This window comes from Nostoc sp. C110 (genome assembly GCF_043099725.1).
GTDB lineage: Bacteria > Cyanobacteriota > Cyanobacteriia > Cyanobacteriales > Nostocaceae > Nostoc > Nostoc muscorum_A.
In genome coordinates this window covers 6,749,742-6,767,954 of record NZ_CP171148.1, presented here as the reverse complement: position 1 = coordinate 6,767,954, position 18,213 = coordinate 6,749,742, and the positions used below count along the sequence as shown (strand labels likewise).

14 protein-coding genes are annotated in these 18,213 nt (G+C 40.8%); 8 read left to right on the top strand and 6 right to left on the bottom strand.

Annotated elements, in window-relative coordinates:
* Nucleotides 1-69: 69 nt before the first annotated feature.
* Entirely contained in the window at nt 70-5,988 is a 5,919-nt protein-coding gene (locus tag ACFFRD_RS34150) for an AAA family ATPase (RefSeq protein WP_392480287.1), read from the bottom strand.
* A gap of 298 nt (nt 5,989-6,286) precedes the next feature.
* Here ACFFRD_RS34150 and ACFFRD_RS34145 point away from each other — a divergent pair, with 298 nt between their 5' ends.
* The 4 genes from ACFFRD_RS34145 to ACFFRD_RS34130 all read left to right on the top strand — a co-directional run bounded on the left by ACFFRD_RS34145 (nt 6,287) and on the right by ACFFRD_RS34130 (nt 9,211).
* Nucleotides 6,287-7,012 carry a pyridoxine 5'-phosphate synthase gene (locus tag ACFFRD_RS34145; RefSeq protein ID WP_392480286.1) on the top strand — a complete coding sequence of 242 codons (726 nt, stop codon included), beginning with the start codon at nt 6,287-6,289 and terminating at the stop codon, nt 7,010-7,012.
* A 171-nt stretch (nt 7,013-7,183) separates the two neighbouring features.
* On the top strand, nt 7,184-7,903 hold the full coding sequence (locus tag ACFFRD_RS34140; RefSeq protein ID WP_392480285.1) for a SnoaL-like polyketide cyclase: 720 nt from the start codon (nt 7,184-7,186) through the stop codon (nt 7,901-7,903).
* A gap of 65 nt (nt 7,904-7,968) precedes the next feature.
* The gene (locus ACFFRD_RS34135; protein ID WP_114084720.1) at nt 7,969-8,298 is read left to right on the top strand and encodes an MgPME-cyclase complex family protein; all 330 of its coding nucleotides are present in this window, start codon (nt 7,969-7,971) and stop codon (nt 8,296-8,298) included.
* A gap of 226 nt (nt 8,299-8,524) precedes the next feature.
* On the top strand, nt 8,525-9,211 hold the full coding sequence (locus tag ACFFRD_RS34130) for a hypothetical protein (RefSeq protein WP_179073998.1): 687 nt from the start codon (nt 8,525-8,527) through the stop codon (nt 9,209-9,211).
* A 111-nt stretch (nt 9,212-9,322) separates the two neighbouring features.
* Here ACFFRD_RS34130 and ACFFRD_RS34125 read toward each other — a convergent pair whose 3' ends face one another.
* The 3 genes from ACFFRD_RS34125 to folD all read right to left on the bottom strand — a co-directional run bounded on the left by ACFFRD_RS34125 (nt 9,323) and on the right by folD (nt 12,052).
* On the bottom strand, nt 9,323-9,784 hold the full coding sequence (locus tag ACFFRD_RS34125) for a divergent PAP2 family protein (protein ID WP_114084696.1): 462 nt from the start codon (nt 9,782-9,784) through the stop codon (nt 9,323-9,325).
* 269 nt (nt 9,785-10,053) lie between these two features.
* Entirely contained in the window at nt 10,054-10,986 is a 933-nt protein-coding gene (gene crtE, locus ACFFRD_RS34120) for a geranylgeranyl diphosphate synthase CrtE (RefSeq protein ID WP_114084695.1), read from the bottom strand.
* 187 nt (nt 10,987-11,173) lie between these two features.
* On the bottom strand, nt 11,174-12,052 hold the full coding sequence (gene folD, locus ACFFRD_RS34115; RefSeq protein WP_392480284.1) for a bifunctional methylenetetrahydrofolate dehydrogenase/methenyltetrahydrofolate cyclohydrolase FolD: 879 nt from the start codon (nt 12,050-12,052) through the stop codon (nt 11,174-11,176).
* A 249-nt stretch (nt 12,053-12,301) separates the two neighbouring features.
* On the opposite strand from folD, the gene ACFFRD_RS34110 reads away from it, so the two are divergent.
* From ACFFRD_RS34110 to ACFFRD_RS34100, 3 genes are all read left to right on the top strand, one after another.
* Nucleotides 12,302-12,790 (top strand): hypothetical protein, encoded by a 489-nt coding sequence (locus ACFFRD_RS34110; protein WP_392480283.1) that lies wholly within the window; start codon nt 12,302-12,304, stop codon nt 12,788-12,790.
* 24 nt (nt 12,791-12,814) lie between these two features.
* Complete coding sequence (locus tag ACFFRD_RS34105; RefSeq protein WP_392480282.1) at nt 12,815-13,249, top strand: NUDIX domain-containing protein; 435 nt, start codon at nt 12,815-12,817, stop codon at nt 13,247-13,249.
* Nucleotides 13,250-13,460: 211 nt separating this feature from the next.
* Nucleotides 13,461-14,564 carry an AI-2E family transporter gene (locus ACFFRD_RS34100; RefSeq protein WP_335040836.1) on the top strand — a complete coding sequence of 368 codons (1,104 nt, stop codon included), beginning with the start codon at nt 13,461-13,463 and terminating at the stop codon, nt 14,562-14,564.
* Between the two features lie 65 nt (nt 14,565-14,629).
* Here the strand turns inward: ACFFRD_RS34100 and ACFFRD_RS34095 are convergent, their stop codons facing one another.
* Both ACFFRD_RS34095 and ACFFRD_RS34090 read right to left on the bottom strand, forming a co-directional pair.
* Nucleotides 14,630-16,054 (bottom strand): sensor histidine kinase, encoded by a 1,425-nt coding sequence (locus ACFFRD_RS34095; protein WP_392480280.1) that lies wholly within the window; start codon nt 16,052-16,054, stop codon nt 14,630-14,632.
* Nucleotides 16,055-16,336: 282 nt separating this feature from the next.
* The gene (locus tag ACFFRD_RS34090) at nt 16,337-16,468 is read right to left on the bottom strand and encodes a PEP-CTERM sorting domain-containing protein (RefSeq protein ID WP_392480278.1); all 132 of its coding nucleotides are present in this window, start codon (nt 16,466-16,468) and stop codon (nt 16,337-16,339) included.
* A 107-nt stretch (nt 16,469-16,575) separates the two neighbouring features.
* Between ACFFRD_RS34090 and ACFFRD_RS34085 the strand changes: the two genes are divergently transcribed.
* Nucleotides 16,576-18,177, top strand: coding sequence for an alkaline phosphatase D family protein (locus ACFFRD_RS34085; protein WP_392480277.1), 1,602 nt, complete (start codon nt 16,576-16,578; stop codon nt 18,175-18,177).
* Nucleotides 18,178-18,213 lie beyond the last annotated feature (36 nt).

Here is an 18,213-nt window from a genome sequence, read left to right as displayed (position 1 = left end):
ATATCAGATTTTCCCGTCCCTTTTCCCTAAAACCCGAGAAGTATTGAAGTGGAAATTACTCAGCACTCATTATTTTTGTTGAGTAGAAATTTGAATGATAAACTCTGTTCCCTGTCCAAGTTCTGAAGTGCAGGAGAGTGAACCGCCATGTCCTTCTACCACAATTTGACGAGCGATCGCTAATCCTAATCCAGTGCCTTTTCCTACAGGCTTGGTAGTGAATAAATGGTCAAATACTCGTTCCTTTACCTCCGATGACATCCCCACCCCGTTATCGGCAATCTTAATCAAGATATCTTGACCTGAGTTTGCTACACGGGTTTGAATGGTGATGCAATTGGGGTTTGCTAAAATTGCTTCCAAACTCCGTTCTGTATTGTATTGTTCAAGTGCATCAATGGCATTTGCTAACAAGTTCATAAACACTTGATTAAGTTGTCCAGCAAAGCATTCGACTAGGGGGAGTTTGCCATAATTCTTCACCACCTCAATTGCCGGACGATTTTCGTTAGCTTTTAAACGATGTCTCAGAATTAGAATAGTGCTGTCAATGCCTTCGTGAATATCAAAGGGAACTTTATAATCCTTATCTGCTCTGGAAAAGGTTCGTAAACTGGTACTGATACTACGAATACGGTTAACACCCAATTTCATAGATTCCAGTAATTTCGGTAAATCTTCGCGTAAATAATTCAGGTCGATAGCATCAATTTCATCTTGAATATCTAAGCCGGGATTGGGAAACTTTTCTTGATAAAGATTAATCAGTGCAAACAGGTCTTTAACATAATCTTTAGCTGGTTCGATGTTACCGGCAATGAAGCCGACAGGATTGTTGATTTCATGGGCAACACCTGCTACCAAGTTACCAAGGGCAGACATTTTTTCACCTTGTACTAATTGCAATTGCATCGTTTGTAGTTCTTGCAATGCTTGTTCTAATTGTTGCTTTTGCTGTTGCAGCAATTGTTGCGCTTGGTAGTATTCGGTGATGTCTTCAGAAGTACCAAGAATGCCAAAAACGTTTCCTTCTTTATCTCGTAGCGGAATTTTATTGGTATTCGACCAGATTTGTTTTCCGTCAGCTTTCAGCACGGTTTCTATAATGTTGAGTTCAGCTTGTCCAGACTCCATAATGCGGCGATCGCACTCTACAAAAGAATCTGATTGCTCACGAGTCCAGGAAAAGTCGTAGTCTGTTTTACCAATAACATTTTCAGACACTCCATTCTCAAAAGTTTGAGCATACTTATGGTTACAGCCTAAATAAACACTATTGCGGTCTTTCCAGAAAACAGACTGGGGGATATTGTCGATAATTAACCGTAAGAATTGTTCAGTCTGTCCAAGGTTTTCTAGAGTATCTTGTGCTTGCTGATAAAGTTGGGCGTTTTCTAGGGAGATTGCAGCTTGAGTACATAACAAATTGAGAATTTCGACGCGATCGCTGCTAAATGCTCCAGTAATCAAATTGTTTTCTAAATACAAAATCCCTAACAGTTTACCTTGATACAAAATCGGTGTACACAGCAAGCTTTTGGGCTGCTGACGAATGATGTAGGGATCGGCTATCAGCACCGGATGTAGTGTTGTATCAAGGATGACGGTAGGTTGTTGGCTACGTTTGACGGCGTAAATTAGGCTATGGGGAACATCTGCGCTATCTTCCACAAAAATGGACTGTAACACCTTTGATTGCTGTCCAACTTGAGCAGTCGCCTCAACTAACAATCTATGTTCTTTGAGCAGTAGTAATGCACACTTATCCGCTCCAGCATTTTCAATCACCACTTGCAGTAGCTTTGTAAGTAATTTATCCAGCTCAATTTCGCTGGAAAGAGTCTGAGATGCTTTCAGAACTGTTGCCAAATCTAGCATTATTGATGTGTTGCTGCTAGATGTTACTGATTTATTAATACTTGGATGGAAGGTAGCAACGCTGTCAATATTTGCAATCGTCTCATTAGGCGTGAATGGCGATCGCGTTTGTTGTAAAATTGGCGCTAGCAGTTGTGGATAACGCTGTTCTAAGTCATCGACTTTGGCTTTAGCATCCCAGCGTGTGTAGCAATAGTAAGCATTAATTAAATACTCTTGAGCAATGCGTTCTTTGCCCCATTCTAAATAAAACTTAGCGGCGAGTTCGTTGGCAAGAGCTTCTTCGTTGATGTATTCGTTTTCTTTAGCTTGAGCAATGGCGCGATCGTATGACTCGATTGCATCCATATACTTACCAGAAATTCTTGCCATTTCCGCAGACAGCAATAGATATCGATGTAGAAAATTTTGGGGGCAATTATCCGCCCAGTTTTTCTGGATTTGTTGATGTTCTTGGATAATGTCCCAGTACTGCTTTTTCTTATCTAATGTCGCATTGGGATAGAGTGCTACTAAACTTAGTGGATAATAGAAATGATACTGAATAATGGGGAAAAAGCCAGAGTTGCAAGCAAGGGTTTTCTCAGCTTCTTCTGCCGCTTGAATAGCATCTTCATAGCGACCATAAAGGTATGACAATTGGATTTTGAGAAAAGAGTACCAATTAATTCCATGATCAAAGTTATTTTTCTGTCTCCAAACTTCTATATAAGGAATATTTTCGCTATTGTCATTATCTAAGAAATCGGTGCTTTTAGATATATCTTGTAGGCTCAACAAAAACTGACGCTGTAGAGTAAATGCATACAACATATTGACATCATTTACCTGTTGGACGTAGCTCAGATATTTTTCAGTTTCCGTGTAAACATCCGATAGGCGATCGCCCTTAATTAACATCGCCCAAATCAAAAATGAAACTGCCCAAACACCAAATACCAAATTTCCCGTTTCTTGACAGATTTGGAATGATTGTTGGGAAAGTGGTAAATTCGTTTTTAAATGCTGATTATAGGGATTAGTGGTGTGAGCAAAGATATTATTGGTCTTAAAAATAAATTGGGTACTATTGAAGTGACGATCAAGTTTTAGTGCTAACGTACCGAATTCATAAGCAGTTTGATAACTACTTTGATTTGCCAGACTCATTCCATAGAGACAGTAAGCAAAACCAGAACTTTCGGCATTGCCATAAGTCAGCGATAAACTAATCATTAATAGAGGAGCCAAACAACTAAGGTTTTGATCTCCTCCCATATAAGCTGCTGCCCAAAGGTCAGCTAAAAGACCCATACACATCTTTTTATCTGGATCTGTCATCTCAGGCAAATCGAATAAATCTGCTGTGTGAATTTCTGCAAGTTTAGCTTTTAATTCCTTAAGCTCAGTTTCGATAACAATTTGTTGTTTCTCAGAAGTAATAGGCAAATCCATACCCATGATGCTTAAAGCTTTCAGACCAGCTTTAATCCCATCTGCGATATTTTCGCCCTGAGTCATTTTCAGGTACATCTGAGTTCCATAAATGGTTGCTTTTTCAAACTTATCTCTACTATTACTTAATGCTATATTAAATAATTCTTCTGCCTGATTGAAGTTGCCAGTTAAATATTCGCACTCCGCAGATTCTCGATGTAAATTAAAGATGAGATTGTAATTATATTGCCAAGTTTCCTCTATTAGTAATTCTCGTCCTAATGTGAAATATTTTACTGCTGCTTTATAAGCAGTGGAAGCTTTAGCTTTTTTTCCAGCAATTAGATTGAGTTGAGCCAGTTCTGATTTTTGAGATTGTTCATGAATTATATCAATCCCTTCATTTAACTGATTAACAATATCAAAGATGCTGTTTTCAATTAATTCCGGTAATGTATTATTTAAGAGTAATTGCCCAATTTTTAAATGAGTAGCTTTTCTTTGAGATTCAGGAATCAGAGAATAGGCAGCTTGCTGAACGCGGTCATGGAGAAATTTATAAGAGCAGGAATCAGGATAATTGTCTTGCTTCAATTCTGAATTCTGACTTCTGTCTGCGCTACTAGAGAAGTAGGGCGTAGTCCATTCTGACTCCTCTTGATAGAATTTGTAGACTTCATTAGTAGGGATAATTAACCCATCTTGTACAGCTTTCCAAAAGTCTGCGGCTGTTTCCACTTGAGATTTTTCATGGACGATTGCTAATGCAGCTAAATCAAATTGATTTCCCACACAAGCCGCTAATTTTAAAATTTCTTGAGTTTCTGTTGACAACTTTTTAAGTTGAATTGCCATGAACTCTACGACATCATCGGTAAGAGCGATCGCTCGCACCTGAGCAATATCACATTCCCAATAACCACCGTCAAAATTAAACGTAATTAGTTGATCTTGATGTAGGACTTTGAGAAATTGGGTACTGAAAAAAGGATTACCTTTAGTTTTGCTCAATACCAACTCTGTTAAGGGTACAGCTAACTCTAGAGAACAACTTAATGTATCTGCAACCAAATGATTGACCGATGTTTGCTCAAGAGGAGCTAAGGTAATTGTATTGACTGTAGCGCCTAGTTTCTGAATTTCTTCCAAAGTCAGCATCAGTGGATGTACTGGGTTGACTTCGTTATCTCGATAAGCACCAATTAACAGTAGATAACCGATTTCGATTTCGCTCATTAACAAGTGCATTAACTTTAAAGAAGCGGAATCTGCCCATTGCAGATCGTCAATAAAAATCACTAATGGATGTTCTAGGGTAGTGAAGACTTGAGTGAATTTCAAAAACAGCAAATTGAAGCGATTTTGGGCTGCATTCCCAGAGAGTTCCGGCGCAGGAGGCTGTTTACCAATCATACTTTCCAGTTCTGGAATCACCTCAATCATCACTTGTCCGTTCTCACCCAAAGCAGAGAGAATTTTACACTTCCACTGCTCAAATTGAGTGTCAGTTTCAGTCAGCAGTTGCCTGATTAAGTCTCGGAAAGCTTGCACAAAGCCAGAGAATGGGATGTTGCGCTGGAATTGGTCAAATTTGCCTTTAATAAAGTAACCCCGTTGTCGCACAATTGGCTTGTGGACTTCGTTCACCACAGCAGTTTTGCCAATACCAGAGAAGCCTGCTACCAACATAATTTCACTGCTTCCCTGACTGACTCTTTCAAAAGCATCTAGTAAACTTTCAACTTCGCCTTGGCGACCGTAGAGTTTTTCTGGGATAATAAAGCGATCGCAAATATCCCGCTCACCTAATTCAAAAGATTTAATCGAGCCAATTTCCGACAATTGAGACAAACATTTTTCTAAATCAAATTTCAGCCCTAATGCACTCTGATAGCGCTCTTCAGCATTTTTGGCCATCAATTTCATCACAATGTCACAAAGAACTTCGGGAATCTCTTCTTCCCCCCTACCTTCTAACTTTTCTGGAAGCTTGGCAATGTGACTGTGAACTAACTCCATCGGATCGTTAGACTCGAAGGGTAAGTGTCCAGCCAGCAATTCATAGAAGGTAACGCCCAGAGAATAGTAATCGCTACGATAGTCAATTCCGCGATTCATCCGTCCGGTTTGTTCCGGGGAAAGGTAGGCGAGAGTACCTTCTAAGACGTTAGGACTGTGAATTTCCTGGGTTTCTCTGGGTAAAAGAGAAGCAATGCTAAAGTCAATCAACTTGACTTGCTTAGTATCCGGGTTAATCAGGATATTGGCAGGCTTAATATCTTTGTGGATAACCCGATGGCGATAGAGTCCGTCAAGAATATTGCTTAGAGCGATCGCAATTTCCAAAAACTCTGTCAAAGTATATTGCTTGTCCCCCATTTTTCCGTTAATCCAATCTCTGAGGGAAATACCGCCAAAATCCTCCATCACCAAAGCATAGCTGTTGCGGTAAGGTTCTAGGCTGTAGGGATGAACAATACCGGGTAGGTCAAGATTTTTAGCGATCGTATACTGATTACGAAACAGCAGCAGTTCGTTGAACGTGGGATAGTCCTGCTGGAGCAGCTTGATGACGACCGGAATTAGATCGGCCTCTCGAATTGCACGGTAAACCAAGGTTCTAGAACCTGCATAAAGTTGTTCGCTAATTCGATAGTTCAAAAGCTTGTCCATCGGCTCAACTGCTGTATTCATACTTCATCAACTCTTGTTAAATCAGCTATTTATTTAAAGTAGTGTGCCCATAAACCAGCTTTTGCTAACTCAGTTTTATCAATGAAGGCAGGAGGCAGGGGGCAGGGGAAGCAGGGGGAGCAGGGGCAGAAGGTAGAAATTCTTTATATTGTGATGCGTGAGGCCTGCATTTTTACCTTACTTACTTGCAATCTGATGTAGATAGTTTTGCGTAAGCCCTATTTAGCTCTTAAGCAAAACTTCCGCAATTTCCGGTAAAATCAAGTTCTGAGGACTGTGGATTTGGGAGAAACTTGGGGTGCCTACACTTGGCGTTAACATTGACCACATCGCCACCATCCGGCAAGCACGGCGGACGGTGGAACCAGACCCGGTGGCAGCTGCGGTACTAGCAGAATTAGCGGGTGCTGATGGAATTACGGTGCATCTGCGCGAAGATCGGCGGCATATCCAAGATAGAGATGTGCGTATATTGCGGCAAACAGTGCGATCGCATCTTAATTTAGAAATGGCCGCAACAGAAGAAATGCTAGCGATCGCTCTCGATATCAAACCAGATTACGTGACTTTAGTCCCCGAAAAGCGCGAAGAAGTCACAACAGAAGGCGGACTAGATATTATTGGCCAAATTGCTAGAATAGGTGAGATAGTCGATAAATTGCAAAGCGCTAGCATTCCAGTTAGTTTATTTATCGATGCCGAACCAGCACAAATCGAAGCATCTGTCAAGATAGAGGCGCAGTTTATCGAATTGCATACCGGACAATATGCAGAGGCTAAGGATGAAACAAATCGCCACCGAGAATTAGCCATATTAGCTAAAGGTTGTCAACAAGCGATTCAAGCTGGATTGCGAGTCAACGCTGGTCATGGACTCACCTATTGGAACGTCTATCCGGTGGCTGCGCTTCCAGGCATGGAAGAACTGAACATTGGTCATACCATCATCAGTCGGGCAGCATTAGTAGGTATAGAAAGGGCAGTCCGCGAGATGAAACAAGCTATAAGTGGGAATAGGGAATAGGGAATAGGGAATGGGGAATGGGGAATGGGAATTAGTATATTATTTTCTTGCTCCCCCTGCCTCCCCTGCTCCCCCTGCCTCCTGCTCCTCCTACTCCACTCCCGTATCTTAAAAGAGGGGTTGTCACTGCGAAATCTGGAAATTGGGATCAAATCTTCAGCAAAAACTTCTATGAGCGCAACACAGTCTAACAACCTGCCACTTTGGGTACAGGATAGAGATAAAGTGATAGCAGAAAGCACTGATGTCGAGTGGCGCTATCAGACACCGCCTGATTATTCTCGTTCCAAAGAAAATCTTGCCAAAGAAAGTATCCATAATCACCTTGAAGGTACACTGGAAGCGATCGTGCAAAACTTAGTGCGAACCTTCGAGATGGAGGTATCTTTCAAAGCTAACCCACAACAGTGGTTATCTATTGTCAATGAACAGTTTCGTGTGAGTACCAATGGCGGAGTAGAGTATACCGCAGCAGATTTATCAGCCCAAGGTACTTACAATCTATTTATGCCTGATTCAGAGCATTACAAAGCTTCAGAAGAAACCTTTGAATCATCCGCAAAAGTCTTCCACACAACATTTCCCCAAGGATTTCCTTGGGAAGTGCTGGAAGTTTTCTCAGGGCCACCAAATGTCACATTCAAATGGCGGCATTGGGGACATTTTAATGGAGAATATAAAGGCCATGCACCGACTGGAGAGACAATAGAAATTATCGGTATGAGCATTGCAAAAGTTACCGATGACTTGAAGGTTATTTCCTTAGAACACTACTTCGACAATAATCTGTTCTTGGAAAAGCTAACATCTGGTGGCAAACAGACAAATGCCCAAAAGTCGGGAAGTGCTTGTCCGTTCAGTTCTTGGTTCAAGAAATCCCCTAAGAGTTAGTTGATAAGGGTACAGAATGTCGTACTGTGCCCTTACATTATTCACACAGCAACCAAAGGATGAAAATGCAAACATACTATTACGTTTTGGCTAGTCAACGCTTTCTTCTCCAAGAAGAACCGATACACGAAGTTATCAAAGAACGCACTCGTCACTACCACGAACAAGAAAAACAAATAGATTTTTGGTTGGTTGAGCAACCAGCTTTCTTGGAAGCACCCCAATTTGCACAAATCAAGGCAAAGTGTCCCCAACCAGCAGTAGCAATTATTTCTACAAATCCCCAATTTATTACTTGGTTAAAACTGCGTTTAGAGTACGTTATCACTGGAGAATTCCAGGCTCCTTCTGAGACAATACCAGATGCTTTGGCATCGCTTGCTACCGTATCTTAAAAATGGGGAATGGGGCATGGGGAAGAGGTGATAGGTGACAGAGGTTATAGGGAATAATCTGTACCCTGTAACCTATAACCTATTCCCTTCTTTACTCCAATTTTATTTGCTAAGAAGAAAATATGTTTTGTAACAGTCCTTCCATTCCCACACTGAAGTAAGTAGGTTTTCAGCTTTTTTCTTATAAAATCTTCTAAGACACCTTGATTTACATAATCTAACTTTTGTGCATAGATTTCAGACTTTACCAAGTGTTTTAGGATTAGCGATATCTACGATGAGCTTCGCTTACGCAGGGTTGATTGGTGGCATGAGTTCTGTTTTTGCCCAACAAGCCATTCCTCTTTGTCAACCACCGACTTCGGGCGAGTATCTTTTATTAGTAGTCAGTCCCACAGCTGATAATCAAAAGCAGTTGCGTAGCGCCTTACCGCCTGAACTCAAAACCATTACCTGCAAATATCTCAACGAAACTGTGACGCGGATAGGGGGGTTTAAAAAGATTGATGATGCCAATCGATGGGCAAGGTATGTAAGTAATATTGTTGGCTTGTCTGCTATCATCACCACTCGACCAACAACGGCAGATGTAAAGCCGCCACAAACACAGCCACAACTACAGCAACAGCCACTTCAGCAAACAGTTAACTATAATCCTCAAGCATTAGGAGAGGGTTATGCAGTTTTGGTAGATTATTACAATCGTCCTGAACTAGTAAATAGCGTGCAGCAAGCAGTAGGAGGTAACGTAGGTTTTGTTTCTTATGGACAACGCCCTTACTTGTTAGCAGTTTATACCACCAATCAAAGTGAAGCATACAATACATTGCAGAAGCTGAACAATGGCGGTTTTGTTGCCAGCATAGTAGATAGCCGTAAAGTGATTCTGCTGCGCTCAACTGTGCGATTGTAGTGATATTAAGTTTTCTAGAATACTGATGCGATCTACCAAGTTGGTAATTTGTCAGTTGACAAATTACCAGTTCCCAATTAAAAATAGTCGCTCAAACAAGGATGTATTGCCCTAGTTTAAATAAGCAAAACTAGCTAACCAACAGATGGTTATACCCAAAGCCGACCCAGCTATTACCTGAACTGGTGTATGTCCAAGTAATTCCTTGAGACGGTCTTGGCTAAAGTCTGGTTTTTCATGAAATAACTCATCAATCATTTGATTGAGGATACGAGCTTGCTTACCAGCCGCCTGGCGAACTCCGGCTGCATCATACATGACAATGATGGCAAAAACCATCGCAAGGGCAAAATCAGGAGATGCCCAACCAAGTGTTTGCCCTACACCAGCCGCTAGAGCTGTAACTAAAGCTGAATGGGCACTGGGCATACCTCCAGTTGTCACCAAAACACGGATATTCAGTTTGCGATTTTTGACGATCTCGACTACGAGCTTTAATGCTTGAGCAATTAAACAAGCGACCAGAGCAACCAGCAGCACCCGGTTGTCTAAAATGTTGCCTATGTCCTGCATGGTATTTTGGTTAGGTTAGTAAATATTAGCAGCGGTTGTTGGTTGAGGAAACATTTAGATTCAACCCAAAATCCAAAATTAACCTAGTACATGATGGCGGAAACAGATCAATTATTCAAAATTGTCTAAAAGCTGATTAAATAAGCTTTTTGAATTTTGAATTTTCAATTCTGCTGGGCGGTAGTAGTACAGTATCGTGTAAAGAAACCACCCATTCCCAATCAATGAAATCCTTACGGTATAAGAATTTAGAATCCCGCAAAGCGTTGCTAGTTATTGCGGCTAGTAATAAAATGAGCGATCGCTTGGAGTGGCTTGGCTCTGTCTCCAAATGGTTCTAATTCTGCACAAGCTACTTTAACTAGCTCTTGGGCTTTTAAGCGCGATTCTTCAAGTCCCCAAAGGCTAGGATAGGTCACTTTCTTCGCTTGTTGGTCTTTACCAGCCGTTTTACCTAATTGCTCTTTTGTAGAAGTGATATCCAGAATATCATCTATGATTTGGAATGCTAGCCCAATATTTTCAGCATAACGGGTCAGTCGCTGCACGTCTTCAGTTGATGCCCCAGCGATGATCCCGCCAGAAACTACGCAAGCTTCCAAAAGGGCGGATGTTTTGTGTCTATGAATGAAATTTAGCGTTTCTAGAGAAATATCTGATTTCCCCTCACACTCCAAATCGACAACTTGACCACCGACCAAACCAGCTGCCCCCAGCGCCCGGCCAAGACGAACAATTACCTGCAAGGTTAGCTCTCTGTTAACGCTTTGGGGGGTTTTAAGGGCAACTAACTCAAAAGCGAGTGCTAACAAGCCGTCTCCAGCCAAAATCGCCACATCTTCGCCATAGACTTTATGATTTGTCAGCTTTCCCCGACGGTAATCGTCATTATCCATCGCTGGGAGATCGTCATGAATCAAAGACATTGTGTGGATCATCTCCACAGCACAAGCTGTTGGCATAGCCATTTCGATAGTGCCACCCATCATTTCACAGGTAGCAAGGCAAAGAATGGGACGTACACGCTTGCCGCCAGCTAATAACGAGTAGCGCATCGCCTCATAAATCTTTTCTGGATAAATGATGGGGATAGCCTGATCTAAAGCATTATCACAAAGCTTTTGTCGCTCTTTGAGATAGGCTACTAAGTTAAATGTGGCTTCCTCTGGTGGTGTCTTTTGAACGTTATCAGTTGCTACCATTCTTCAATTCCTGACACTTTGGGATTTTTGTCTTATACGTCACAATTTTAAGGTGCTGTGGGGCTGAAAAAATGAAGAGTTCACAATTATGAGTTAGGAATTAGGAGTTAGGAGTTGAGACGCGATTAATCGCGTCTGTACAAGAGTTAGGATTAATAATTCTTAACTTTTAACTCATCACTCTCTTTCATTTTCTTGCTGCTCTGGAATAGCTGGTGAAGGTATTTTGTAACAATATGGCAACAGTCATAGGGCCAACACCACCAGGAACGGGGGTGATAAATCCTGCTACACCAGCAGTTGATTCAAAGTCAACATCGCCAATTAAGCGACTTTTGCCACTAGCATCGGTGACACGATTCATTCCCACATCTACCACAACAGCACCTGGTTTTACCATATCAGCAGTGATGAGTCCGGGACGACCTGCTGCTGCAATTAGAATATCAGCATTTTGGGTGATGCTTTTGAGGTCATGCGATCGCGAGTGAGCGATCGTCACTGTAGCATCAGCTTCTAGTAGCATCAGCGCCATAGGTTTACCCACCAAAATACTCCGTCCCACCACTACTGCCTGTTTTCCTTGCAATGGAATCTCATATTCTTGCAAAAGCCGCATCACACCATCCGGGGTGCAGCTGCGTAAACCGATTTCTCCCCGTACTAGTCGCCCTAAGTTAACTGGGTGCAGTCCATCAGCATCTTTATCGGGATCAATTTGATGTAGCAGAGCCACACCATCCAAGTGCTTAGGTAAGGGCAGCTGCACAAGAATTCCATCCACCCGTTCATCGTGGTTTAGTGCAGCAATGACTTCTTGTAACTCCCCAAAGGTAGTTTCGGCAGGAAAATGCTTACCAAAAGAGGCGATGCCAACTTTTGCACAGGCTTTTTCTTTATTGCGGACATAAGCAGCTGACGCTGGGTTGTCGCCAACCATCAACACTGCTAAACCAGGGGGTCGTCCAATTTCTGGTTGTAATTGTGTAATGGCTACAGAAAGTTCTTGCTGAATTTTTGCAGCTAAAGCTTTCCCATCAAGAAGTTTGGCAGTTTTTGTTTCCATGAAAATTCCCAACTATAAATTAATTCGCTTTTTGTCCAAAGTCTAGAGTAAAAATATTGTCTATTGACTTTTAACTATTATTGTGTATCTGCTTGATGTCGTAGCGTTTCTCTCACAGTCAATTCATAATGCTTATTTTCTCAGATCAACGGCTTTATCTGAAGAATAAAGAATTGCAGGCTGAAATTCAGAACATTTTTTGCTCAGTTGAGAGCGTGTTTCTGAAACCACAGAGAAAGAATATTATAGATGGGAACTGACCTAATGAAACTGGCGACAAAGCAAGCAGTGAAGCAAAAATTTGCTCAATCAGTGGCTTTCATGCAACAAACAAGAAATTTGTCCCTTTCGTTCTTATCCGCGCATAGTATTGTTTCTTACCGTCTGGGGTTGATTTTTTTATTGGTGGTAGGACTTTGTAGTTGTGGTAGTTTAACCTCATCAGGCTTGAATGGGACTAATTTCCAAATTGGTAGCAATGTCACGCCAATTCGAGAAATTAAACCAGAACAAGACAATCGGGCTACAGTTTACATCCAAGGTCAGGTGGAAAAACAAGCTCCTCTGATGAAGCAATGGGCATATCAAATTAATGACTCGACTGGCAAAATTTGGGTTATCACCAATCAAAAAAATCTAGCGAAGGGAGCGCAAGTGGTGATTAAGGGTAAAATTCGCTACCAAAGCATCCCTTTAGGTGGTAAAGAATTGGGGGAAGTTTATCTAGAAGAAGAGTAATCAGCAATTAAAAATTAATAATATATGAACAATCAACCGGTGCATGTAGCGATCGCAATTCTCTATCAAGAAAACAAGTTTCTCATGCAACTACGCGACAACATCCCCGGTATTCTCTACCCTGGTTACTGGGCGCTATTTGGCGGTCATATCGAACCTGGTGAAACGCCAGATGTCGCAGTGAAGCGAGAAATTTTAGAAGAAATCGGCTATGAATTACCACCCTTTGGGGAATTTGGCTGTTATACCGACGAAAGAGTTGTCCGTCATGTCTTTCATGCACCATTATTGGTGGAATTAAATCAACTGGTTTTAAATGAAGGTTGGGATATGGGATTATTGACCCCAGAAGATATTCACCAAGGTAACTGTTATTCGCAAAACGCCCGCGAAGTACGCCCTTTGGGGAATACACATCGGCAAATTATGTTGGATTTTATGGAGAGAAATCAATCTTAATGGGAATTGGGCGTTAGGAGTGCTGAGTGCTGAGTGCTGAGTTAAGAGTTAGGAGTTTTGTTTATCTCCTTGTCTCCCTCATCTCCCATGCTCCCTGCTCCCCTGCCCCATGCTCCCCTGCTCCCTGCCCCTCTGCCCCTCTGCCCCCTGCCCCCCTGCCTCCTCTCCTAGAAGCCAAAATAAAGTTATAACTCTTGTGGAGTCATCACTAATGCAATCAGCAAACAAACTACCGCGATGGTTAACTATAGGATTGGCATTTCCGATTATTATTCTTAACGGTTGGCTATTGCTCCAGGTGGTGCAGTATTTTCAGCCATTGATCAGCATTATTGCCGCCGCCATTCTACTGGCTTTTGTCTTGAACTATCCAATCCAGTTTTTGCAAGAACAAGGGGTAAAACGTAACCTAGCGATCGCAGGAGTGTTGCTTTTAACTCTAGTGGTTTTAGTAGCTTTAGGCATTACCTTAGTTCCCCTAATTATCCAACAACTCGTTGAGCTAGCCAATATTTTGCCAAGTTGGATTGATTCTGGTACTCAGCAACTCCAAACTTTCCAGGATTGGGCGTTAAGTCAGCAACAGCTTCCCATTAATTTAAGTGGGTTATTTACCCAAGTTCTGGAACGATTATCTAACCAACTTCAGTCTTTCACTGGTAGAATTCTTGGTTTTGCCGTTGATACCATTGGTATTGTTCTCAATGTGTTGCTGGCGGTAGTGCTAACTGTCTATCTAATATTAAATGGCGAACGTCTTTGGGATGGAATATTTCAGTGGTTTCCCCATAACATTGGGTTAAGATTGCGAGAATTACTGCGAGAAGACTTCCACAATTACTTTATCGGTCAAGCAACATTGGGAGCCGTATTGGGGGTTACAATTACACTGGCATTTTTGACGCTGCGAGTTCCCTTGGCTTTACTTTTTGGCATCGGGATTGGTTTATTTTCTCTCTTCCCCTTTGGTACAGGATTCGGCATTGCCATAGTAAGCCTTTTGGTGGCATTGCAAAACTTTTGGTTAGGAGTTGAAGTATTAGGTATAGCCGTTGCAATCGACCAAGTTAATTCTAATTTTGTTGCACCTCGAATTCTTGGTAATTTAACTGGTTTAAATCCCGTGTGGGTAGTGATTTCTTTGTTGTTGGGGGCAAAGTTAGGAGGGGTGCTGGGTTTATTAATTGCAATTCCTATTGCTAGTTTTATTAAGGATACAACAGATAGCTGGCGGGCTGGAGAGTTTAATAAAATAGATGATATCGTGTCAGAGCCTGTTACAGTAACAAGTGAAACAGCAGGGACTTATAGTTAGAATTCAATATCTAAATAAAGAAAAACTGACTAAGAATGTCTCTTCTTTGGTTATTGTTTGTTTTTCTAAACAAGCTCAGAATTTAGGTGAATCGGAATTTCAATAATAAACTCAGTCCCTTTGCCAAAAGTTGATATACATTGCAGATGACCACCGTGTTTTTCCACAACAATTTGATAACTAATAGATAAACCTAATCCAGTTCCTTTCCCAACGGGTTTAGTAGTAAAAAAGGGATCAAATAATTGCTTTTGCAAACTCTCTGGAATTCCCGGGCCATTATCGGAAATGCGAATAATTACTTGATTGTCATCAGTGAGTTGAGTCCGAATACAAATTTTTCCTTTATCCCTTACCGATGACAAATGACTAATGACAAATGACTCTTCTATAGCATCAATAGCATTCGCCAAAATATTCATAAATACCTGATTGAGTAACCCAGCGTAGCACTCTACTTGGGGAAGCTCGCCGTATTCTTTAATTATGTTGATGTTTTCACCTATTTGGTTATTTTGAAGACGACTTTGTAAGATTATTAGCGTACTATCAATACCTTCATGGATATCAACTAATTTTTTCTCAGATTCATCAAGACGAGAAAAATTTCGTAAAGAAAGAATGATTTGCTCGATTCGTTTGGTACCAACCTGCATAGAAGTGAGAAGACGGGGGAGATCGGTAGTTAAAAAATCCAGTTCAATTTGTGCGATCGCAGTTTTAATTTCCGTTTCTGGTTCAGGATAAGATTGTTGGTACAATCTAATAATATTGAGCAGGTTTTGACTATATTCGATGGCGTGAACAAGGTTCCCAGCAATAAAGTTGACAGGATTGTTGATTTCGTGTGCAATACCAGCAACAAGTTGTCCTAATGCAGCCATTTTCTCATTCTGAATTAACCGCGTATAGTTTTGCTGAAGATCGCGAAAGCCTGCTTTAGCAACTCTAGATTGTTCCTCTACCTGTTGTAGCTGAACGAGTGTTAATACATGAATTTGGGAGTAGGCTAAGAGTAATTGATGAAAATCGACCAGCTTATATTTTCCACATGTAGTTTTAATCAAAATTGGCTCGTATGCAATTTGAGGTGGTCGTTGCAAAGTTATCTCAGTTGCTTTAACAATAGACGTATCCTCAGAAATGGCTAATATCTCTGTCTGGAAAAACTTGTAAAGAATTTTAATCGGTTTTGTAGAAAATAAAGCCAAACTGTAGGGGTAACTCATATACTCAAAAAATTTCCGCCGTGAAATCATCCCTACATACTCTTGATTGTTATTGAGGATAATTCCTGGTAATAAAGGCTCTTGCTTAAAGAGCGTAACTAAATCATTCCCTGGAAACTCTATTTCAATATGAACTTGCCAAGAGAGTAATTCTTGTAACGTTGACTCTAATCGCAAATTTGACTCATCAGTATTTGTTGTACTACGAATAGTCGATATACTCTCATGTCTTGACTGTTGAGGTAATATTTCTGGCAACATTATGAATACCCGTCTCTATAATTTCAAAATTCATCAATCGTTATAAACTTATCTTTCCCAGATTGCTAACCAAAATTCACAGTGTAGATGTGGGAATATAGAGTACCTCAGCAAATCTAATACTTTTATGAAAGCGTAGACATTTATCGGCTTATCATTAGGGGCTATTTCTCAGGTAAATTTTAATTAGGATACGTTAGTCTAAAGCAATAACACACCATTTTTATAGCAATGTGTTAAGCGCTATAAGCATCTTTTGAGCTGCAAATTATATCAAAATATTCACTTAATAAAAAGGTTATATTTTAACCTTTTTATTGATGTTCTCTTTCTATTTAATATTAAACCAAGACCACTAGCAATAAGGGTACCACCTAATCTTGTAGACTCAGGTACTTTATCTGTAAGAGACACATTAAACAATTTTATTAACCCTTAGATAACTAAATCTTTACTTTTTATTATAAAAAAAGTGGTAAAAGCTTATTTTGTAATACTTTTTAAAATTGCCATTATTTAATATGGAATCTCATAACTCATTGAGGCTAAACCGTCGCCAGTTTTTGCTAAGTTCAGCGATTACGGCAGGTGGGATTATATCCACCAATTTTGTATCAAAATCACAAGTTTTTGCTGAAGCACCTGCAATTATCACCTCAGATAAAATGCGTCCTGCTATACCTTATGGCGTAGCTAGCGGAGATATTTCTAACGATAGTATTGTCATTTGGAGTCGTTGCGATCGCCCCGCCAAAATGATCGTAGAATACTCTACCAGCGAATCTTTTAAAAATGTGCAGCGAGTTGTCGGGCCCAATGCTTTACAAAATAGCGACTTTACAGCACGACTTTATCTGAGAAACCTGCCACCAGACCAACAATTATTTTATCGGGTAATCTTCCAAGACTTAGATTATAAAGGCACTTACAGCGCTCCTGTCAAAGGCTCTTTCCGAACTCCCCCCAAATTAGGGCGAGATATATTCTTTGTTTGGGGTGGCGACACCGCCGGTCAGGGATGGGGAATTAATCCTGATTTTGGTGGAATGAAAATTTACGAAACCATGCGTCAACTTAATCCAGACTTTTTCATTCACTCTGGCGATAATATTTATGCCGATGGCCCCATTCAATCAGAAGTAAAGCTAGACGACGGCACAATCTGGAAAAACATCACTACACCAGAAAAATCAAAAGTAGCAGAAACTCTTACAGAATTTCGTGGCAACTATATTTACAATTTGCTGGATGAAAACATTAAGCGTTTCAACGCTGAAGTTCCGATATTGGCACAGTGGGACGACCACGAAACAAGAAACAATTGGTATCCTGGACAAATTATCCTCAACGATGACCGTTATACAGTTAAAGATGTTAACTTGCTAGCTCAAAGAGCAAGGCAAGCATTTTTGGAATATCTGCCTATTGGGTATACAAACAATGAGCCAGACAAAACGAGAATTTATCGCTCCTTTAAGCATGGCCCATTATTAGACATTTTTATGCTGGATGAGCGCACCTATCGGGGGCCGAATAGCCCTAATAATCAGCCATTACCAAGTAAAGACACAGAATTTACGGGTAGAACACAAATACAATGGTTAAAAAGGCAATTGCTGTCATCAAAAGCAACATGGAAAGTGATTGCTAGTGATATGCCTCTGGGATTGATTGTTAGAGATGGTAGCACCAACTTTGAAGCTTGGGCTAATGGAGATGGCCCGGCTTTGGGAAGAGAACTGGAACTTGCAGATTTACTCAGATTTATCAAAAATAAGAATATCCAGAATGTTGTTTGGTTAACTGCTGATGTACATTATGCAGCAGCTCACTATTATGACCCCAGCAAAGCACAGTTTACAGACTTTAAGCCTTTTTGGGAGTTTGTTGCCGGGCCTCTGAACTCTGGCACATTTGGACCAAACCAACTAGAAAATACCTTTGGCCCCCAATTGATATTTCAAAGTCTTCCTCCAGGTACAAAAGCAAATCGTCCCCCAAGTGAAGGTTTGCAATTCTTTGGAGGAGTCAAAATTGATGCTTATACAAAGGTAATGACTGTAACATTGCGTAACTTGGCTGGGGAGACAGTTTACAGTGTAGATTTGCCACCAGAAAAATAAATCATCAAAAGCGTGGCAAAATATTAAAACAAGGGG